Annotated in this window: 20 protein-coding genes and 1 pseudogene; 9 read left to right on the forward strand and 12 right to left on the reverse strand. The window is 71.2% G+C overall.

Annotation, left to right across the window (positions count from 1 at the left end):
* Positions 1-89 precede the first annotated feature (89 nt).
* The 3 genes from AB0M87_RS03375 to AB0M87_RS03385 are packed head-to-tail and all read left to right on the forward strand — an operon-like array spanning position 90 to position 3,094.
* The gene (locus AB0M87_RS03375; protein ID WP_365849673.1) at positions 90-1,406 is read left to right on the forward strand and encodes a CBS domain-containing protein; all 1,317 of its coding nucleotides are present in this window, start codon (positions 90-92) and stop codon (positions 1,404-1,406) included.
* Positions 1,396-1,917, forward strand: a complete 522-nt coding sequence (locus AB0M87_RS03380; RefSeq protein ID WP_365849675.1) for a DUF1003 domain-containing protein — start codon at positions 1,396-1,398, stop codon at positions 1,915-1,917. The genes AB0M87_RS03375 and AB0M87_RS03380 overlap by 11 nt, the downstream gene beginning before the upstream one ends.
* Positions 1,918-1,960: 43 nt before the next feature.
* The gene (locus AB0M87_RS03385) at positions 1,961-3,094 is read left to right on the forward strand and encodes an Mrp/NBP35 family ATP-binding protein (protein ID WP_365849677.1); all 1,134 of its coding nucleotides are present in this window, start codon (positions 1,961-1,963) and stop codon (positions 3,092-3,094) included.
* Positions 3,095-3,170: 76 nt separating this feature from the next.
* Here the strand turns inward: AB0M87_RS03385 and AB0M87_RS03390 are convergent, their stop codons facing one another.
* The 5 genes from AB0M87_RS03390 to sigE all read right to left on the reverse strand — a co-directional run bounded on the left by AB0M87_RS03390 (position 3,171) and on the right by sigE (position 7,787).
* Complete coding sequence (locus AB0M87_RS03390) at positions 3,171-3,782, reverse strand: hypothetical protein (protein ID WP_365849679.1); 612 nt, start codon at positions 3,780-3,782, stop codon at positions 3,171-3,173.
* A gap of 83 nt (positions 3,783-3,865) precedes the next feature.
* On the reverse strand, positions 3,866-4,321 hold the full coding sequence (locus tag AB0M87_RS03395) for a sec-independent translocase (protein WP_365849681.1): 456 nt from the start codon (positions 4,319-4,321) through the stop codon (positions 3,866-3,868).
* A gap of 109 nt (positions 4,322-4,430) precedes the next feature.
* On the reverse strand, positions 4,431-6,038 hold the full coding sequence (locus AB0M87_RS03400; protein WP_365849682.1) for a trypsin-like peptidase domain-containing protein: 1,608 nt from the start codon (positions 6,036-6,038) through the stop codon (positions 4,431-4,433).
* Positions 6,039-6,123: 85 nt separating this feature from the next.
* Positions 6,124-7,017, reverse strand: coding sequence for a zf-HC2 domain-containing protein (locus tag AB0M87_RS03405; RefSeq protein ID WP_365849683.1), 894 nt, complete (start codon positions 7,015-7,017; stop codon positions 6,124-6,126).
* The gene (sigE, locus tag AB0M87_RS03410) at positions 7,014-7,787 is read right to left on the reverse strand and encodes an RNA polymerase sigma factor SigE (RefSeq protein WP_365849684.1); all 774 of its coding nucleotides are present in this window, start codon (positions 7,785-7,787) and stop codon (positions 7,014-7,016) included. Before sigE ends, AB0M87_RS03405 begins: the two co-directional genes overlap by 4 nt.
* A 127-nt stretch (positions 7,788-7,914) precedes the next feature.
* Here sigE and AB0M87_RS03415 point away from each other — a divergent pair, with 127 nt between their 5' ends.
* On the forward strand, positions 7,915-8,580 hold the full coding sequence (locus AB0M87_RS03415; RefSeq protein WP_365849685.1) for an O-methyltransferase: 666 nt from the start codon (positions 7,915-7,917) through the stop codon (positions 8,578-8,580).
* A 76-nt stretch (positions 8,581-8,656) separates the two neighbouring features.
* Here the strand turns inward: AB0M87_RS03415 and AB0M87_RS03420 are convergent, their stop codons facing one another.
* Positions 8,657-8,824 (reverse strand): DUF3117 domain-containing protein, encoded by a 168-nt coding sequence (locus AB0M87_RS03420; RefSeq protein WP_003966491.1) that lies wholly within the window; start codon positions 8,822-8,824, stop codon positions 8,657-8,659.
* A gap of 315 nt (positions 8,825-9,139) precedes the next feature.
* On the opposite strand from AB0M87_RS03420, the gene AB0M87_RS03425 reads away from it, so the two are divergent.
* Positions 9,140-9,940 carry an enoyl-CoA hydratase-related protein gene (locus AB0M87_RS03425; protein WP_365849687.1) on the forward strand — a complete coding sequence of 267 codons (801 nt, stop codon included), beginning with the start codon at positions 9,140-9,142 and terminating at the stop codon, positions 9,938-9,940.
* A gap of 21 nt (positions 9,941-9,961) precedes the next feature.
* On the opposite strand, the gene AB0M87_RS03430 is transcribed toward AB0M87_RS03425, so the two are convergent.
* Together AB0M87_RS03430 and AB0M87_RS03435 are read right to left on the reverse strand one after the other, a co-directional pair.
* Entirely contained in the window at positions 9,962-10,552 is a 591-nt protein-coding gene (locus AB0M87_RS03430; protein ID WP_365849688.1) for a DNA-3-methyladenine glycosylase I, read from the reverse strand.
* A 23-nt stretch (positions 10,553-10,575) separates the two neighbouring features.
* Positions 10,576-10,854: pseudogene (locus AB0M87_RS03435) on the reverse strand (DivIVA domain-containing protein); the annotation flags it as partial.
* Between the two features lie 139 nt (positions 10,855-10,993).
* Here AB0M87_RS03435 and folP point away from each other — a divergent pair.
* Positions 10,994-11,854, forward strand: coding sequence for a dihydropteroate synthase (folP, locus tag AB0M87_RS03440; protein ID WP_365849690.1), 861 nt, complete (start codon positions 10,994-10,996; stop codon positions 11,852-11,854).
* 250 nt (positions 11,855-12,104) lie between these two features.
* Here folP and AB0M87_RS03445 read toward each other — a convergent pair whose 3' ends face one another.
* Together AB0M87_RS03445 and dapE are read right to left on the reverse strand one after the other, a co-directional pair.
* Complete coding sequence (locus AB0M87_RS03445; protein ID WP_365849692.1) at positions 12,105-12,860, reverse strand: TIGR00730 family Rossman fold protein; 756 nt, start codon at positions 12,858-12,860, stop codon at positions 12,105-12,107.
* 65 nt (positions 12,861-12,925) lie between these two features.
* A complete protein-coding gene (gene dapE, locus AB0M87_RS03450) occupies positions 12,926-14,005 on the reverse strand; it encodes a succinyl-diaminopimelate desuccinylase (protein WP_365849694.1) in 1,080 nt (359 codons plus the stop codon).
* 98 nt (positions 14,006-14,103) lie between these two features.
* Here dapE and AB0M87_RS03455 point away from each other — a divergent pair, with 98 nt between their 5' ends.
* Positions 14,104-15,033: a hypothetical protein gene (locus tag AB0M87_RS03455; protein WP_365849696.1), complete on the forward strand. Its 930-nt coding sequence runs from the start codon at positions 14,104-14,106 to the stop codon at positions 15,031-15,033.
* 377 nt (positions 15,034-15,410) lie between these two features.
* Positions 15,411-15,707: an ATP-binding protein gene (locus AB0M87_RS03460; RefSeq protein ID WP_365849697.1), complete on the forward strand. Its 297-nt coding sequence runs from the start codon at positions 15,411-15,413 to the stop codon at positions 15,705-15,707.
* 118 nt (positions 15,708-15,825) lie between these two features.
* Here AB0M87_RS03460 and dapC read toward each other — a convergent pair whose 3' ends face one another.
* Positions 15,826-16,923, reverse strand: a complete 1,098-nt coding sequence (dapC, locus tag AB0M87_RS03465) for a succinyldiaminopimelate transaminase (RefSeq protein WP_365849698.1) — start codon at positions 16,921-16,923, stop codon at positions 15,826-15,828.
* Positions 16,924-17,031: 108 nt separating this feature from the next.
* Positions 17,032-17,352, reverse strand: coding sequence for a ferredoxin (gene fdxA, locus AB0M87_RS03470; RefSeq protein ID WP_003985062.1), 321 nt, complete (start codon positions 17,350-17,352; stop codon positions 17,032-17,034).
* Between the two features lie 113 nt (positions 17,353-17,465).
* Here fdxA and AB0M87_RS03475 point away from each other — a divergent pair, with 113 nt between their 5' ends.
* Positions 17,466-18,461 (forward strand): GNAT family N-acetyltransferase, encoded by a 996-nt coding sequence (locus AB0M87_RS03475; RefSeq protein ID WP_365849699.1) that lies wholly within the window; start codon positions 17,466-17,468, stop codon positions 18,459-18,461.

Below are 18,461 nucleotides of genomic sequence, written 5' to 3' on the forward strand. Positions count from 1 at the left end.
CGGACGCCCTGCCGGGGCGGTACCGATCAGGACGGGCTAGCGTGAAGCCCTTGGAACATGGCAAAAGGTGACACGGAGGAGGCGCGCGGATGGCGGCAGGCGCCCCTCGGATCTTCGTCTCGCACCTCGCCGGCGTCGCGGTGTTCGACCCCAACGGCGACCAGGTGGGCCGGGTGCGCGATCTGGTCGCGATGCTGCGCGTCGGCAGCCGGCCGCCCCGGCTGCTCGGCCTGGTGGTCGAGGTGGTCAGCCGACGCCGGATCTTCCTGCCCATGACCCGGGTGACGGGCATCGAGTCGGGCCAGGTCATCACCACCGGTGTGCTGAACGTGCGCCGCTTCGAGCAGCGCCCCACCGAGCGGCTGGTGCTCGGCGAGCTGCTCGACCGGCGGGTCAGCCTGGTCGGGACCGGTGAGGAGGTGACCGTCCTCGATGTGTCCGTGCAGCAGCTGCCGGCCCGCCGTGACTGGGAGATCGACAAGGTCTTCGTCCGCAAGGGCAAGGGCGGCGCGCTGCGGCGCAAGGGGGAGACGCTGACCGTCGAGTGGTCGGGGGTGACCGGATTCTCGCTGGAGGAGGAGGGGCAGGGCGCCGAGAACCTGGTGGCCACCTTCGAGCAGCTGCGCCCGGCCGACCTCGCCAATGTGCTGCACCATCTGTCGCCGAAGCGGCGGGCCGAGGTGGCAGCCGCGCTCGACGACGACCGGCTCGCCGACGTCCTCGAGGAGTTGCCCGAGGACGATCAGGTCGAGATCCTCGGCAAGCTCAAGGAGGAGCGCGCAGCCGACGTACTGGAGGCGATGGACCCGGACGACGCCGCCGACCTGCTGAGCGAGCTGCCCGAGGAGGACAAGGAGCGGCTGCTGACTCTGATGCGCCCCGACGACGCGGCCGACGTGCGGCGGCTGCTCTCGTACGAGGAGCGGACGGCAGGCGGTCTGATGACCACCGAACCGATCGTGCTGCGTCCGGATGCCACGGTGGCCGACGCGCTGGCCCGGGTACGGCAGCAGGACCTGTCGCCCGCGCTGGCGGCTCAGGTGTACGTGTGCCGGGCGCCCGACGAGACGCCGACCGGCAAATACCTGGGCACGGTGCACTTCCAGCGGCTGCTGCGCGATCCGCCGTTCGCCCTGGTCGCCGCGATCGTGGACAGTGACCTCCCGCCGCTGTCCCCGGAGGCCACGCTGCCCGCTGTGACCAGCTATCTGGCGGCCTACAACCTGGTCGCTGCGCCCGTCGTGGACGAGCAGGGCTCACTGCTCGGCGTGGTCACCGTCGACGACGTGCTCGACCACCTGCTGCCCGACGACTGGCGCGAGATGGACTTCCACCACCAGCACGGCGACCCGGGCGACCAGGCCGCCGTGCCGGAGACCCTCCCGGAGGCCCGCGATGGGCAGTGAGCCGGTACCGGCCAGGAGCCGCCTGGACCAGCCGCTCGTGCGGCGGCGGCGCTGGCTGCCCGAGTACGACCCGGAGTCGTTCGGCCGGCTGTCCGAGCGGGTCGCACGGTTCCTCGGGACGGGGCGGTTCATCGTCTGGATGACGGTGGTCATCGCCGTCTGGGTGATGTGGAACACCACGGCGCCCACCGGTCTGCGCTTCGACCCCTTCCCGTTCATCTTCCTGACCCTGGTGCTGTCGCTCCAGGCGTCGTACGCGGCCCCGCTGATCCTGCTCGCACAGAACCGCCAGGACGACCGGGACCGGGTCAATCTGGAGCAGGACCGCAATCAGAACGAGCGGTCGATCGCCGACACCGAGTACCTCACCCGGGAGATCGCCGCGCTGCGCATGGGGCTCGGCGAGGTCGCCACCCGCGACTGGATCCGCTCCGAGCTCCAGGACCTGATGAGGGACCTGACGGACCGGCACGTGGTATTCCCCCGGGAAAGTGACGAAGCCGACCGCTGACGGCCCTTCCCCGTCAGGGCCGTGGGCGCCGTACCATCGACGCATGGCTACGGAAGACGCGGTGCGTGAAGCGCTGGCGACAGTGAACGACCCCGAGATCCACCGACCGATCACCGAGCTCGGCATGGTGAAGTCGGTCGACATCGGAGCGGACGGTGCGGTCGCTGTCACGGTGTACCTCACCGTCTCCGGCTGTCCGATGCGCGAGACCATCACCACCAACGTCACCGACGCGGTCGCCCGGGTCGAAGGGGTGACCTCGGTCAGCGTCGAGCTCGACGTGATGAGCGACGAGCAGCGCAAGGAACTCGCGTCCTCGCTGCGCGGCGGCACCGCCGAGCGCGAGGTGCCCTTCGCCAAGCCCGGCTCGCTGACCCGGGTGTACGCGGTCGCCTCCGGCAAGGGCGGCGTCGGCAAGTCGTCGGTGACCGTCAACCTGGCCGCCGCGCTCGCCGCGGACGGCCTGAAGGTCGGTGTGGTCGACGCGGACATCTACGGGCACAGCGTGCCCCGGATGCTCGGCGCTTACGGCTCGCCCACCCAGGTCGAAAACATGATCATGCCGCCGTCGGCGAACGGCGTGAAGGTCATCTCGATCGGCATGTTCACCCCGGGCAACGCCCCGGTGGTGTGGCGCGGGCCGATGCTGCACCGCGCGCTCCAGCAGTTCCTCGCGGACGTGTACTGGGGCGACCTGGACGTCCTGCTGCTCGACCTGCCGCCGGGCACCGGCGACATCGCCATCTCGGTGGCCCAGCTGGTGCCGAACGCCGAGATCCTGGTGGTCACCACCCCGCAGCAGGCGGCGGCCGAGGTGGCCGAGCGGGCCGGGTCCATCGCGGTGCAGACCCACCAGAAGATCGTCGGCGTCGTCGAGAACATGTCCGGCCTGCCGTGCCCGCACTGCGACGAGATGGTCGACGTCTTCGGCACCGGCGGCGGACAGAAGGTCGCCGAAGGCCTGACGAAGACCACCGGCGCGACGGTGCCGGTACTCGGCTCCATCCCGATCGACGTACGGCTGCGGGAGGGCGGCGACGAGGGCAAGCCCGTCGTACTGACCGACCCGGGCTCCCCCGCGGGTGCGGCGCTCCGTGCCATCGCCGACAAGCTGAGCAGCCGCCAGCGCGGCCTCGCCGGCATGTCGCTGGGTGTGACACCGCGCAACAAGTTCTAGGCAGCGAAAAGTTCTGAGCCGCCGCTGGGCCATTGGTGGGGTCCCCCCGCGGGCGCCCCACCGGGCACAGCGGCGGCTACGTGTAAGCCGTGATGTCCTTGGCCACCGCGAAGCCCAGACCGTACGCGCTCATTCCGCGCCCGTACGCCCCCAGGTGCACCCCTGCACGCGCCGAGCCGGCGAGCACCCAGCCGAACTCGGACTCGCGGTAGGCGAACGAGGTCGGTGCTCCGTCCACCGGCAGGGTCAGGGCCGACCATTCGGCGCCGGACAGGTCGTCGGCCAGCTCGAAAGCGGTCTCGGTCTGCTGGTCGAGCCACTCGTCGCGGAGCCCGTGGTCCAGCTGGGCGGGCCAGGTGTAGGCCAGCAGCCCCGACCCGGCCAGCCAGGCCGCCGACGCCACCGAGGTGGCCTCCAGGACGCCGGTGCCGTCACCGCTGTGCTGCACGGGACTGGAACCGACGGTGACCACCACCGCGAAGCGTTCCTTGTCGGGTCTGGTCTCGGTCCGCACCGACGGCTCGTCGCCATGTCCGAGGGAGCCGTGCTGGACGCTTCCGTCGGCGGTCATCCCGACCTGCATCAGCCAGCGTGGTCCGGTGAATGCCTCGTCGAGGCCGTACCAGGAAAAGGGCGCGCTCAGATAGCCGTCGACCGTCCGTGTCCCCGTCCGACTCGTCGTCTCCATGTGCCGGCGCCTCCTCGATCCTCAGTGTCCGAAGCGGCCCGCCCCAACGGGCGCGCCCTCACTGCCGGACAGTTGGAGAATACTCAGGTGGCGTCGGAGTCGAACGGCGGACGCTCATCGGTGTCGAGCTTCACACGCTTCTTCAGCAGGTCCGGAGCGGTCGCCGCGCCATTCGTCGCAGAGCCGTTCGCGGGGGCGATCGCCGGGGCGCTCTCCTTGCCCTGGACGGCGTCCGCGACCTCGGAGATCTCCTTCTTGAGGTCGAAACTGCTACGGATCTCCTTCAGCCCCAGATCGTCGTTGTCCATCAGCTGCTTGCGGACGAACGTCTTGGGGTTGAGGTCCTCGAAGTCGAAGTCCTTGAACTCGGGGCCCAGCTCGGTGCGGATGTCCTGCTTCGCGCTCTCGGAGAACTCGCGGATCTTACGGATCGTCCGCGTGACGTCCTGAATGACCTTGGGCAGCTTGTCCGGGCCGAAGACGATCACGGCGAGGACCACGAGCGTCACGATCTCGAGTGGGCCTATGTCATTGAACACCTGGTTGCTCCTCGTGTTCTCCGGCGGCCCGCGGTTCGGGGTAGGTCGGGGCCTCGACCACGGTACCCGGCGAAGCCGCCGGGACGGTACCTCGTGGTGATGGTGATGTTCAGTTGCCGCCCGACGAGCCGAGCGTCAGCACCACGGTGCGGTCCCGGCCGGCACGCCGCACGGTGAGGCTCAGCCGGTCGCCCGGTTCGTGCGCACGGATCCTGACGATGAGCTCCTCACCGCTGTGCACCCGCAGGCCGTCCACCGAGGTGACGACGTCGCCGGGTTCGATCCGCGCGTCCGCTCCGGCGCCGCCGGCCGCCACCGCGGGACCGCCGTCGTTCGCCTTGGCCGCTACCCGGGCCCCGTCGCCCGCGTACTGCATGTCGAGCGTGACGCCGATCACCGGGTGGGTCGCGTGGCCCGTGTTGATGAGCTGCTCGGCGACCCGCTTCGCCTGGTTGACCGGGATCGCGAAGCCGAGCCCGATGGAGCCGCTCGTGCTGCCTTCGGGGTCCGCGCTGTTGTCGGCGCCGCGGATGGCGCTGTTGATGCCGATCACCCTGGCCCGGGCGTCGATCAGCGGGCCGCCTGAGTTGCCCGGGTTGATGGGAGCGTCCGTCTGCAGCGCGTCGACGTAGCTGATGTCGCTGCCGTCGCCCTTCTCGCCTCCCGCGGTGATCGGGCGTTCCTTGGCGCTGATGATGCCCGAGGTGACCGTGTTGGAGAGGTCGAAGGGGGCGCCGATCGCCACCACCGGATCTCCGACCTGGACGTTGTCGGAGTTGCCGAGGGGCATCGGGGTGAGCCCGGAGACACCGGGGACCTTGACGACCGCGAGGTCGTAGCCGCTGTCCTTGCCGACCAGCTCCGCCTTGGCGCTCTGGCCGCCGCTGAAGGTGACGGAGATGTCCCCGGACGAGTTCGCGGGCTCGACGACGTGGTTGTTGGTGAGGATGTGCCCTTCCCGGTCCAGGATGATCCCGGTGCCGGTGTCCTGTTCGCTGCCGCCCCGGACGTGCAGGGTGACCACGCTCGGCAGGGCCCGCGCCGCGATACCGGCGATGCTGTCGGGGGCGCGGACCGGGCTCTCCCGGGCGGCCTGCGGCAGTGTGACGTCGGTGATCGACCCGTTGCGCTCCAGGTACGCGCCGACGCCGCCGCCGATCACAGCGGCGACCAGCGCGAGCACCAGCATGGCCGGCACCGTGGAACGGCGGGGCTTCGCGGGCGCGGGTGGCGGCGGGGGCGCGCCCCAGGGGTCGTACCGCGCCCACTGGGACGGCTGTGGCCCGTGCGGTGCGGTGTGCTGCGCGGGCAGGGGTACGGGCTGCTGCTGTGCGGGCGCCGGCACGGGGCCGGGGTGGCCGTACCGGGGCGGCAGCGGCGTGCCCTGGGCCGGGGCCGGGACCGGCCGCTGGACCGGCGGCGCGGGCGCCCAGGGGCCTGGACCGCCGTAGGGCGGAGTGCCGTAGGGGTCGGGGGCGTGCAGGGGCTGTGCCCGGCCGACCGGGGCTGCACCCTGCGGGCGCTCGGATATGACGTCGGGTACGGGGCGCTCTGCTGTGCCCTCGGGTGCGTGGTCCGCGGCGGCTCGGCCCTCTGGCGCTCGGCTCTCGGTCGTTGCCTCCGCTTGCGGTGCCGCGGCCGCTCGCGGCACCGGCCGCCCCGGCGCGGGGCTGCTCCACCAGGTGGCCTTGGTTCCGGTGGATGTCCCGTCGTCCATGCTCTCCCCGCACCTGCTGCCGCTGGTCCACGTGACTTGTGGAAGGCACCACTCCAGGGATTCAACCAGGTTTGGCGGAAAGCCTTCAGTGCGCCGAGGAAACCGGCAGGCCCGACGAGGAGGGAAGGGCCGGCTTCGCCGACCCGGGCGTGGTCGCCGGGCCCGGCGGCGGGGTCCTGAGCAGCGGGGTGGTGAGTGAATACAGCAGCGGCCGGACGGGCGTCGGGGCGACGGCGGGCACCGAGCGGTCCGCGGCGAACGTGGAGGGCGGCAGGGCCTGCTCCTGCGTGCGGCCACCCATGGTGAAGACGCCGTCGCCGTGTCTGCGGCGGTCCGCGGCCGAGCTGATGCCGACCGGCTGGGCGGCGTTGAGCGGGGTCACGTTGTTGCCGTTGACGTCGGTGCGGGCGGCCGCTTCTCCAGAACCGTCGAGCGGCAGGGTGCCGCCGAGTGCGATCGCGGCCAGCGACACCGCGCTCGCCGCGGCGAAGGCGAATCTCCGCCCGCGCCAGGCCGAACGCTCATGGCCGGACCGGCCGACCGGATGGATCCGGAATCCGCTGCCCGGGCCGCCGTCCGGAAGGGCCGGGGCGGGCGGGCCGGCATGCGGCCCTTCGGGCACATAGCCGAAGCCGTCGAATCGGGGGTCCGCGGCACGGTCGTCGGGTCTCCCGGCGGGGCCGAAGAACTCGTCCGTGAAGCGTCCGCCGAACGGTCCACCGCTGCCCCGATCATCGCCGGGGCCGCCGGGCAGCCCCTGGAGGCGTGCCAGCAGTCCCTCGGAGGGGGGCGGCGGCGCGGTCTCGGCGAAGACGCTCTTGAGCCGGCGCTGGGCGTCGGCCTCCGTCTTGCACCGGGGGCAGGTGGCGAGGTGAGCCAGTACCCGCTCGCGCGCGTCATGGTTCAGCTCTCCGTCGACCAGGGCTGCTAGCCGGTCACCGAGGTGTTGCTCGGCAGGGGTCGGACTGGATCCACTCACGCGGTCCCATCCTCTCCGTCCATGCCGGGGGTCACCCCGGCCAGCGCGCGCTGCTCCGCACGGCGGGCCTCGGGCGAACGGTGCTGGAGCGCCTTGCGCAGGTGCGAACGGCCGCGGTGGATCCTGCTGCGCACGGTGCCGAGCTTCACGCCCAGGGTGGCCGCGATCTCCTCGTACGACAGGCCCTCGATGTCGCAGAGCACCACTGCCGCACGGAACTCGGGAGCCAGCGTGTCCAGCGCCTGCTGCACATCGGCGTCAAAGTGTGTGTCGTGGAAGACCTGCTGCGGGGAGGGCTCGCGGCTCGGCAGCCGCTCGGCCGCGTCGTCACCGAGCGCGTCGAAACGGATCCGCTGCTTGCGCCGGACCATGTCGAGGAAGAGATTGGTGGTGATGCGGTGCAGCCAGCCCTCGAAGGTGCCCGGCGTGTAGGTCGACAGCGACCGGAAGACGCGGACGAACACTTCCTGGGTGAGATCCTCGGCGTCGTGCTGATTGCCGGTCAGACGGTAAGCGAGGCGATAGACCCGGCCGCTGTGCGTGCTGACGATCTCCTCCCACGAGGGCGGGGTCCATGTCTGCGTATCCGCGTCCGAGGCGAAAGTCGCTGTCTGGGCGGAGTGGGCAGCGGTGGAGTGGTCAGCAATGTCGGTCACGGATTTCGGCTCACCCGACGGCCTGAGAAAGCGCCGCAGCACTCCTCCCCGGTCCACAGGCGCAGCCGCACCTCCCCTATCGGCTCTGGTGGTGTCCAGTCGAGTGCCTACCATAGCCACCTCGCCCGTTAGCTCCGGATAAGACTGATTGCCGAAATCCTCGTTCATGTGCGTCCCCCCTGCCCTCTCCTAACGCCCAGTCCCATCTGCGGGTTCCCGGGCGCAGCGGATACAGTCACGAGTGCGCCAACTACGGGGACAGGAGAGGGCCATTACCGCCAACCGGCAGACGAGCTGGGCGTTCGCCGACGCCTTTGTCGCCGAGGACGAAGCCCTGCGCTGGGCCCGGGACCGGGCCCGCGACGCCGGGCTGCCCTCGGTCTCACCGGGCACCGGCTCGGCGCTGCGCCTGCTGGCGGCCGCGGCCGACGCCAAGGCAGTGGCGGAAATCGGTACGGGCACCGGCGTCTCCGGCATCTACCTGCTGCAGGGCATGCGGCCGGACGGTGTGCTGACCACCGTCGACCCGGAACCCGAGCGGCAGGGCTTCGCCCGCGAGGCCTTCCGCGCCGCCGGATACGCGGGCAACCGCGCCCGCTTCATCCCGGGCCGCGCCCTGGACGTACTGCCGCGCCTCGCGGACGGCGGTTACGACCTCGTCTTCTGCGACGGCGACCGGCTGGAGTCGCTGGAGGTGCTCGCTGAATCGTTGCGTCTGCTGCGACCTGGCGGTCTGGTGTGCTTCGAGGGTGTCTTCGCGGACGGCCGTACCGTCGACTCGGCCTCCCAGCCCGCCGAGGTGCTGCATCTGCGGGAGTTGCTGCGCGCGGTGCGCGAGAGCCGGCAGCTGCTGCCCTCACTGCTGCCGGTGGGCGACGGGCTGCTCTGCGCCGTACGCATCGGCTGAGTGGCTTGATCGCCGCAGACACACGACTGCCCCGGCCGAAGCCGGGGCAGTCGTGAAAACATGGGGGCGTCGGTGCTCAGCCGACGACCTTCTTCAGCGCGTCGCCGAGTGCATCGGCCTCGTCCGGAGTCAGCTCGACAACAAGTCGTCCGCCGCCTTCGAGCGGAACGCGCATGACGATGCCCCGCCCCTCCTTGGTCACCTCGAGCGGGCCGTCGCCCGTCCGCGGCTTCATGGCCGCCATGCTCGTTCCCCTTCCTGAAACCAGCTCATCGCAGCCGACAACCCAGGTGTCACCGGCATCGAACATATTGCTTCCCAGCCATTATCCCGCATGGCAGGACCCGATGACCAACATCGGTCTGCATCGCTTCCGCAACGCGCACCCTCAAAACCCCTCATTTCGGCGTTCCCCCTGCGATACTCCGCCACCTCCCGCACCATTCTCGACCAGCATCGTTTGACGCAGGTCACATGTCCGCCACGGATGATCTCCGTCATGCTGAACACCGGACGACCAACCAACACAATCAGCAGCCGACGCAGCAGTGGAGGGCCCATGGCGGACACCGTGCGCTACGAAGTGACCGACGGACTGGCGACCATCACGATCAACCGTCCCGAGTCGATGAACGCACTGAACACCGAGGCGAAGGTCGCGCTGCGCGATGCTCTGCAGACCGCCGCGGCGGCCGGTGAGGTACGCGCCGTACTGCTCACCGCGGCCGGGCGCGCCTTCTGCGTCGGACAGGACCTCAAGGAGCACATCGGTCTGCTCAGGTCCGACCGCGCCGAGGGCGGCGGCGCCACCATGAGCACCGTGAAGGAGCACTACAACCCCATCGTGCGGGCCATCACCGAGATGCCCAAACCGGTGGTCGCCGGGGTCAACGGTGTCGCGGCCGGTGCCGGACTGGGCCTCGCGCTCGCGGCCGACTACCGGGTGGTGGCCGACCACGCGAAATTCACCACCTCGTTCGCGGGCGTCGCGCTGACCGCCGACTCCGGCGTCTCCTGGACGCTGCCCCGGCTGGTCGGCCCGGGCCGCGCCGCCGACCTGCTGCTGTTCCCGCGCTCGTTCACCGCGCAGGAGGCGTACGACCTGGGCATCGCCAACCGGCTCGTGCCGGCCGCCGAGCTGGCGGCCGAGGCCCTGTCGGTGGCCCGTGCGCTCGCCGAGGGACCCACCCTGGCGTATGCCGCGCTGAAGGAGTCGCTCGCCTACGGCGCGGGGCACTCGCTGACCGAGACGCTGGAGAAGGAGGACGAACTCCAAGGGCGGGCCGGCGCGTCGGAGGACCATGTCATCGCGGTCGAGGCCTTCGTCAACAAGACGAAGCCGAAGTACCTGGGCCGCTGAGGCAGGCCGCGTCCTGCGGTATCAGGCCTGCGGCGTGCTCCGCGCCGAGCACTGCGCGAGATGGTCGTCGACCAGGCCGCACGCCTGCATCAGAGCGTAGGCCGTGGTCGGCCCGACGAAGCGGATGCCCCGCTTCTTGAGTTCCTTCGCCAGCGCGGTGGACTCCGGCGTCACCGCGGGGATCTCGGCCCCGGAGCGGGGCACCGGACGGGTGGCGGGGTCGGGCGCGTACGACCAGATCAGCGCGTCCAGCTCGCCGGCCCGCCAGCCGGCGAGCACCCGGGCGTTGGCGAGCGTGGCGTCGATCTTGGCGCGGTTGCGGATGATCCCCGGGTCGGCGAGCAGCCGCTCCCGGTCCTCGTCGGTGAAGGCCGCCACGCCGGCGATCCGGAACCCGGCGAACGCGGTGCGGAAGCCTTCGCGGCGGCGCAGGATCGTGATCCAGGACAGGCCCGACTGGAACGCCTCCAGGCAGAGCCGCTCGTACAGCGCGTCGTCACCGCGCACCGGCTTGCCCCACTCGGTGTCGTGATAGGCGACATAGTCCTCGGTTGACACCCCCCAGGGACACCGCAGCTTGCCGTCGGGCCCGGCCACCACGTCCGCGCTCATCGCCGCTGATCCTCGTCGGTGGCCGCGGCGGCCCGGGCGCCGGCGAGCGCCGACTCGAGCTCGGTGATCCTGGCATCCCGCTCGGCGAGCTCGGCGCCCAGCCGGCTCAGTACGTCGTCCACGTCGGCCATCCGGTAGCCGCGCACCACCATCGGCAGCCGGAGTGCCTCGATGTCCGCCCGGGCCACCGGGCGGGCGGTCGGCAGCGGGTCGGTCGGCAGTTCGGGCGACACCTCGGGCAACACGGTGCCGTCGCCGTCGCCGACCACCGCGAGGGTGACCGCCGCGACCACCACGACCATCGCGATCAGCAAGAACCAGAACACGGACGCGCCTCTCCCCAGGTGTCGAAACTGTGCTGCCCCCGATCGTGCCACGGGCAGCTGAGAGCTGACGGCGTAAGGTCACAGGCGAAGAGGAGCATCAGGAGGATACGGCGAGATGTTGCGGTTGGGACGGCGCGAGTTCGACGCGCACGAACCGGTGATCATGGCGATCGTGAACCGGACCCCGGACTCCTTCTACGACCAGGGGGCCACCTTCCGCGACCAGCCGGCGCTGGCCCGGGTGGCACAGGCGGTGTCGGAGGGCGCCGCGATCATCGACATCGGCGGGGTCAAGGCAGGTCCCGGCGAGGATGTCACGGCCGAGGAAGAGGCCCGCCGCACGGTCGGCTTCGTCGCCGAGGTGCGCCGGCGCCACCCCGATGTGGTCATCAGCGTCGACACCTGGCGGCACGAGGTGGCCGAGGCCGTCTGCGAAGCCGGCGCCGACCTGCTCAACGACGCCTGGGGCGGGGTGGATCCGCAGCTGGCCGAGGTGGCGGCGAAGTTCGGAGCCGGCCTGGTGTGCACGCACGCGGGCGGCGCGGAGCCACGGACCCGGCCGCACCGCACCGAGTACCAGGACGTGATGGCCGACATCCTGCGGGTGACGGTGGGCCTGGCCGAGCGGGCGGTCTCGCTGGGTGTCCGGCGCGACGGCATCATGATCGACCCCGGTCACGACTTCGGGAAGAACACCCGCCACTCGCTCGAGGCGACCCGGCGGCTCGGCGAGATGACGGAGACGGGCTGGCCGGTGCTGGTCTCGCTCTCCAACAAGGACTTCGTCGGCGAGACGCTGGACCGGCCGGTGAAGGACCGGCTGCTGGGGACGCTGGCGACGACCGCGGTGTCGGCGTGGCTGGGGGCGCGGGTGTATCGGGTGCACGAGGTTGCCGAGACCCGCCAGGTGCTGGACATGGTGGCGGCGATCGCCGGCCACCGGCCACCGGCGGTGGCCCGTCGCGGGCTGGCGTAGCGGGGGCTTGACCCCGGGGCTCCGCCCCGGACCCCGTTGTCCTCAAACTCCCCCAGCTAACGCTGGGAGGTGCCCCCAGGACGGGCTTCATTTTGCTGACGCCGGCTTCATCGTGCAGCCACCTCCACCCATACTGGCGGCGAGAACCAGCCCCTCCTGGGGGCTCCCCCGGACGGAGTCCGGGGGAGTTTGAGGAGCGGGGCACGGGGCCGAGCCCCGTAAGCCCCGCCGCAGGCGGACCCGTCCCCGGCTACAACCCCGTCTCCTTCGTCACCAGCGCCACCGCCTCCTCCACGTCGTCCGTGACGTGGAAGAGCAGCAGGTCCCACTCCGAGGCCTTGCCCTGCGCGACGACCGTGCCCCGCAGCCAGTCCACCAGGCCGCCCCAGTACTCCGTACCGAACAGCACGATCGGGAACTTGGTGACCTTCCGGGTCTGCACCAGCGTCAGTGCCTCGAAGAGCTCGTCCAGGGTGCCGAGGCCGCCGGGCAGGACGACGAAGCCCTGGGCGTACTTCACGAACATCGTCTTGCGGACGAAGAAGTACCGGAAGTTCACTCCGATGTCGACATGCGGGTTGAGGCCCTGCTCGAAGGGCAGCTCGATGCCGAGCCCGACGGAGATTCCGTTGCCCTCCCTGGCGCCCTTGTTGGCCGCTTCCATCGCGCCGGGACCGCCGCCGGTGATGACCGCGAAGCCGGCGTCCACCAGGGCCCGGCCGATCCGTACGCCCGCTTCGTACTCCGGTGAGCCGGCCTTCGTGCGGGCCGAGCCGAAGACGCTGATGGCGCTGGGCAGCTCGGCCAGGGTGCCGAAGCCCTCGACGAACTCGGACTGGATGCGCATGACCCGCCAGGGGTCGGTGTGCACCCAGTCCGCGGAGCCGTCCTCGGGGGTGTCGAGCAGCCGCTGGTCGGTGGTGCCGGGCTGGACCTGCTCCCGGCGCCGCACCACCGGGCCGAGCCGCTGTTCCTCCGGCGCCGGTGCTCCCTCAGGGTTGCCCATGTTGTGCTCCCTCCGCTGTGCGTGTTCCGCAAGCGTAGGGCCGAGCAGATGACGAACGGGGAAAATCAGGCCGTCAGCCAGGCGCGGAGTCGTTCCTCGGCCTGAGAGATCATCGCGATCGCGACCCGCTCGTCACGCTTGTGCGCCAGCAGTGGATTGCCGGGACCGTAGTTGACGGCGGGGACACCGAGCGCGCTGAAGCGGGAGACGTCCGTCCAGCCGAACTTCGGCCTGGCGGTGCCGCCGACCGCCGCCATGAAGGCGGCAGCCGCCGGGTGGGACAGGCCGGGCAGCGCGCCGCCGGAGTGGTCGTCCAGGACGAACTCGTCGATGTCGCAGTCGGCGAAGAACTCCCTGACGTACGCCAGGGCCTGCTCCTCGCTGCGGTCCGGCGCGTAACGGAAGTTGACCACCACGGTGCAGGCGTCGGGGATGACGTTGTTGGCGACGCCCGCCTCGATCCGTACCGCGTTGAGGCCCTCGTGGAACCGCAGGCCGTCGATCACCGGCCGGCGCGGCTCGTACGCGGCCAGCTTGGCCAGGATCGGCGCCGCCGCGTGGATCGCGTTGGACCCCATCCAGGCGCGCGCCGAGTGGGATCGCTCACCCTTCGTGCGCAGCAGCACCCGCAGCGTGCCCTGGCAGCCGCCCTCGACCTCGCAGTCGGAGGATTCGAGCAGGACCGCGAAATCGGCGGCCAGCCAGTCGGGGTGGGCCTCGGCCACGTGCTTGAGGCCGTTGAGTTCGGCGGCGACCTCCTCGTTGTCGTAGAAGACGAAGGTGAGGTCCCGGTTGGGCTCGGGCAGCGTCGCGGCGATCCGCAGCTGCACGGCCACCCCGGACTTCATGTCACTGGTCCCGCAGCCCCAGAGCACGCCGTCCTCGTCGAGCCGGGACGGGACGTTGTCCGCGATCGGCACGGTGTCCAGGTGCCCGGCCAGTACGACACGCTCGGCCCGGCCGAGGTTCGTGCGGGCCACCACGTTGTTGCCGTAGCGGTCCACCGTCAGGTGGGGCAGCGCGCTCAGCGCCTGGTGGACGGCGTCCGCGAGGGGCTTCTCCGTGCCGCTCTCGGACGGGAAGTCGACAAGCCGGGCGGTCAGGGTGGGGGCGTCGAGCGTGAGGTCAAGTGCGATGCGGGACATGGCTCAGACCCTAACGGCCCCGCGCGCGACGGGGGACGCCACAAGCCCGCCCCCTATCGCGCGCCAGGCCGTCGGGTCCGCTCCAGTACGGTGGCGTCGTGTCCCAGCCCACCGCCGCCCCCCGCCGTGGCCGCCTCCTGCGGGTAGCGGCCGCTCTCGTCGTCCTGCTCGCCGTGGCGGGTTACCTGGTCGCGAAGTACGTCAGCGGTGGCGGTGGCGCGCCGCGCTGCACCGCCGGTACGGCCGGCGGACGCACCTATGAGCTCAGCCCCGAACAGGCCGCCAACGCCGCGACGATCTCCGTCGTCGGCACCTCGCGCGGAATGCCGGAGCGCGCGGTGACCATCGCGCTGGCGACGGCGCTGCAGGAGTCGGGGCTGCGCGATCTCGACCACGGTGACCGCGACTCGCTCGGGCTCTTCCAACAGCGGCCCTCGCAGGGCTGGGGCACCGCGAAGCAGATCCTCGACCCGGTCTACGCGGCCGGGAAGTTCTACGAGCACCTCGACCAGGTCCCCGGCTACTCCCGGCTGCCGCTGACGGTCGCCGCGCAGCGGGTACAGCGCAGCGCTTTCCCTGAGGCGTACGCGAAACACGAGCCGGACGCCACGCTGTTGGCGTCCGCGCTCACGGGCCGGAAGGCGGCCGCGTTCACCTGCTCGGCGGCGAAGGGCACCCTGCCGGGCGATCCGGCGAAGGTGCGCTCCCGGCTGACCCGCGCCTTCGGGGCCGGCGTGTTGCCCGCCGGGCAGTCCGGGCAGAGCTCCGAGGTGACCGTGCCGGTGCCGGCCACCGGCTCGGCGGCGACCGGTTCGGCCGCCGACCGGAGCGCCGCGAACCGGCGCGGGTGGGAACTCGCGCACTGGGCGGTGGCCAACTCCTCCGCGCTCCGTATCGACCGGGTCTCCTACGCGGGCCGGCAGTGGACGGCGGGCGCCGCCGGGAGTTCCTGGAAGGGGACTGCCCCGAAGTCCGCGGGGCCGGCGGCGCGGAGTACCGGCGAGGTCCGGATAGCGCTGGTGAAATAGCGCCGATGGCACGGGGCCGGTGAAATGGGGCCGGTGAAATGGGGCCGGCGAAATGGGGCCGGCGAACTGGCGCTGGGCGAGATCGCACATCCGCACGAGCCGTCCCCCGCAGGCGTCCCTTCCGGCCCGCCCGGCGAGCGTCCCGCAAGCGCTCCGCACCAGGTCGCGCATGATCCCGAAGTCCCTTGGCAGCCAAGGGAAGTGACGGTTCTGCAGCCACTTGGGCGCGACCGCAATTGTCCGTTTTTCGCCGAAACAGATAATGCGACGCATTAAAGAGTCTTTACCCGGGGCGCCGCAACTTCCCCCTCCCCCCGAGCGGTTGTCACAGCGTCCGAACGCCGGACTTTCTTTTCCCCTCCCGCTCAAGGAGCACCATGTCCCTCTCCCTGACCCGTCGGATCGCCCGTACCGCGCTGCTCATCGCGGCGGGTGCGGCCCCCGTGGTCGGTGCGGCCGGCGCCGCAAGCGCCGCGGAACTGCCCCAGGCCCCCAACCTGGGCGGTGTGACCGCACTGGACGGCGCAGGCCTGAGCAACACGGTCGACGGAACGGCCCACACGGCCGCGGGCCAGGCCGTCGGAACCGTCGGCAGCGCCGCCATGCCGATCGCCGGCAAGAGCGGCCTGCCCACCGGCAAGCTGCCGGTGAAGGGCCTGCCGCTGAGCCGGTAAGGCACTGACACGTCGAGGCCCGAGAGAGCACCGCTCTCTCGGGCCTCGACGGCGTCGGCACGGTGTCGGCAGGGCGCTCGGCACGGTGTCGGCAGGCGCGATCGGCGCCCGCCCGGACTCAGCCTTCCAGCCGCTTCACCGCAGCCGCCACCCGCTCGTCGGTGGCGGTCAGCGCCACCCGTACGAACTGCTCGCCGGCCACGCCGTAGAAGTCACCCGGCGCCACCAGGATGCCGAGCTCCGCGAGGTGGGCCACCGTCTGCCAGCAGGGCTCGTCGCGGGTGGCCCACAGGTAGAGGCTCGCCTCGCTGTGCTCGATCCGGAAGCCGTGCGACTCCAGCGCCGCGCGGAGCGCCGTCCGCCGGGCCGCGTACCGCGCCCGCTGCTCCTGGACGTGCACGTCGTCACCCAGCGCGGCGACCACGGCGGCCTGCACCGGCGCGGCCGTCATCATTCCGCCGTGCTTGCGGATCTGCAGCAGCTCGCCCAGCACCTCCGCGTCGCCCGCCAGGAACGCGGCCCGGTAGCCGGCCAGGTTGGACCGCTTGGACAGCGAGTGGACCGCGACCAGGCCCTCGTAGGTGCCACCGCAGACATCCGGGTGCAGTACCGATACCGGGTCGGCCTCCCAGCCCAGTTCCAGATAGCACTCGTCGCTGGCGAGCAGGATCCCGTGCTCGCGCGCCCAGGCGACGATGCGGGTCAATTCCTCCTGCGGGAGGACCTGACCGGTCGGGTTCGACGGCGAGTTGAGCCACAGCAGCGCGATGCCCGCGGGGTCGAGTGCGAGCGGGTCGTCGTACGCCACCGGCTCCGCGCCGCACAGCCGCGCGCCGACCTCGTACGTCGGGTAGGCGAGCCGGGGGAAGGCCACCCGGTCACCGGCGCCCAGGCCGAGCTGGGTGGGCAGCCAGGCCACCAGTTCCTTCGAGCCGACGATCGGCAGCACGTTGGTGTGCGCGACCTCGCGAGCGCCGAGCCGCCGCTCGCACCAGGAGGTGAGAGCGTCGCGCAGCGCCGGGGTCCCCCACACCGTCGGATAGCCCGGCGAATCGGCCGCCGCGGTCAGCGCTTCCCGCACGAGCCCGGGAACGGGGTCGACGGGCGTGCCGACGGAGAGATCGACCAGGCCGTCCGGGTGGGTGGCAGCCGTCGCCTTGTACGGCTCGAGCTTGTCCCAGGGGAAGGCGGGGAGACGCGATGAGAGTGCGGACACGGTGCTTCACTTTCTCGTGCGGACATGCGCTGCGGGCAAACACCGCGGTCCCGTACGGCGGTAGAGCCGTACGGGACCAGGGGCTTGAGAGCGACCGGCTCTTCGGCTTCAGCCGTTCTGCGGAGGCAGCGCCGCGATGAAGGGGTGGTCGCGCTCGATCAGGCCGAGCTTGGAGGCACCACCGGGCGAACCGAGCTCGTCGAAGAACTCGACGTTCGCCTTGTAGTAGTCCTTCCACTCCTCCGGGGTGTCGTCCTCGTAGAAGATCGCCTCCACCGGACACACCGGCTCACAGGCACCACAGTCGACGCATTCGTCCGGGTGGATGTACAAGGACCGGGAGCCCTCGTAGATGCAGTCGACGGGGCACTCCTCGATGCACGCCTTGTCCTTGACGTCGACACAAGGCTGCGCGATGACGTAAGTCACGCTGTCGTTCCTCCTCGGTAGGGCTGCTCTGCGCGGGAGCGCGGCGTCGTCGATGCCCACACCTAGTATCTCCGTTCCTGGGCACGATCCGAACAGGAGGGGTGGCGAGAGCTGTGGAATTCACCACCGGCGGTCGACTCGACGTCCGAATTACACCTGATGACGTGGGCAAACGGGTATCAGTCCGGCAGCTGACCGGCGAGGCCGCGCGTGGTCGGAGGTTCACCGACACGGTCGGTGTTCTCACATCCTGGGACGCGGGTGTGCTGTCCATCACAGAACGGTCGGGCGTGTCGGTCCGCATCCCGGAATCGGTGCTGGTGGCGGGCAAGACGGTGCCGGCCGCACCGGCCCGCAGACGCGGTCCTTCGGCCGGCTATGCCGAACTGGCCCGGGTCGTCGCGCGCGCCTGGCCGCCGGTGGAGACCGAGCAGCTGGGCGACTGGCAGCTCCGGGCCGCCGCGGGCTTCACCCGCCGGGCCAATTCGGTACTCCCGCTCGGCGATCCGGGGCTCCCGCTGGACGAGGCGCTCACGTACGTACGCGAGTGGTACGCAGCCCGTGGCCTGCCCGCATACCTGCAGATCGCCACCGGTCACGAGGGCACCCAGGAGGTGCTGGCAGCGGAAGTGGAGCGGCGCGGCTGGACTCGTGAGGTGACGGCGCTGATCAGGACCGGGCCGCTGGCCCCGGTGGGCGATCTCGACGCGGACATCTCGCGGGTCGTGCTCTCCCGTTCCTTCGACGACGCCTGGCTGGCGCGCTACCAGCGTTTCCGGAACCCGGGTCCGGAGGTGACGCGGGTGATCGCCGGCGGACCGTCCACCTGGTTCGCCTCGGTCGCCGATACCGGCCGGGTGCCCGCGGCGATCGGCCGCTGCGTCGTCGACGGTCGCTGGGCGGGCTTCATGGCGATAGAGGTGGATCCGGCGGCCCGCCGCCAGGGCCTCGCCACCGCCGTCATGACCGCCCTCGCCCGCACGGCGCTTGCCGAGGGTGCCTCCGCGGCCTGGCTCCAGGTCGAGGAGGACAACGCAGCCGCTCGCGCCCTCTACGACGGCATGGGCTTCGAGACGCACCACAGCTACCACCACTTCCGCTCCGCCTGA

It is taken from the genome of Streptomyces sp. NPDC051320 (genome assembly GCF_040682175.1).
Classification (GTDB): Bacteria; Actinomycetota; Actinomycetes; order Streptomycetales; family Streptomycetaceae; genus Streptomyces.

What these genes read in the sequence shown, in the direction of transcription:
- folP (WP_365849690.1), top strand. Translation starts at nt 10,994, where the DNA reads ATGTTGCGGTTGGGACGGCGCGAGTTCGACGCGCACGAACCGGTGATC.
- AB0M87_RS03375 (WP_365849673.1), top strand. Translation starts at nt 90, where the DNA reads ATGGCGGCAGGCGCCCCTCGGATCTTCGTCTCGCACCTCGCCGGCGTC.
- AB0M87_RS03385 (WP_365849677.1), top strand. Translation starts at nt 1,961, where the DNA reads ATGGCTACGGAAGACGCGGTGCGTGAAGCGCTGGCGACAGTGAACGAC.
- AB0M87_RS03380 (WP_365849675.1), top strand. Translation starts at nt 1,396, where the DNA reads ATGGGCAGTGAGCCGGTACCGGCCAGGAGCCGCCTGGACCAGCCGCTC.
- AB0M87_RS03430 (WP_365849688.1), bottom strand. Translation starts at nt 10,552, where the DNA reads ATGAGCGCGGACGTGGTGGCCGGGCCCGACGGCAAGCTGCGGTGTCCC.
- dapE (WP_365849694.1), bottom strand. Translation starts at nt 14,005, where the DNA reads ATGTCCCGCATCGCACTTGACCTCACGCTCGACGCCCCCACCCTGACC.
- AB0M87_RS03420 (WP_003966491.1), bottom strand. Translation starts at nt 8,824, where the DNA reads ATGGCGGCCATGAAGCCGCGGACGGGCGACGGCCCGCTCGAGGTGACC.
- AB0M87_RS03460 (WP_365849697.1), top strand. Translation starts at nt 15,411, where the DNA reads ATGTCCCTCTCCCTGACCCGTCGGATCGCCCGTACCGCGCTGCTCATC.
- AB0M87_RS03390 (WP_365849679.1), bottom strand. Translation starts at nt 3,782, where the DNA reads ATGGAGACGACGAGTCGGACGGGGACACGGACGGTCGACGGCTATCTG.
- AB0M87_RS03445 (WP_365849692.1), bottom strand. Translation starts at nt 12,860, where the DNA reads ATGGGCAACCCTGAGGGAGCACCGGCGCCGGAGGAACAGCGGCTCGGC.
- sigE (WP_365849684.1), bottom strand. Translation starts at nt 7,787, where the DNA reads ATGGTAGGCACTCGACTGGACACCACCAGAGCCGATAGGGGAGGTGCG.
- AB0M87_RS03400 (WP_365849682.1), bottom strand. Translation starts at nt 6,038, where the DNA reads ATGGACGACGGGACATCCACCGGAACCAAGGCCACCTGGTGGAGCAGC.
- AB0M87_RS03425 (WP_365849687.1), top strand. Translation starts at nt 9,140, where the DNA reads ATGGCGGACACCGTGCGCTACGAAGTGACCGACGGACTGGCGACCATC.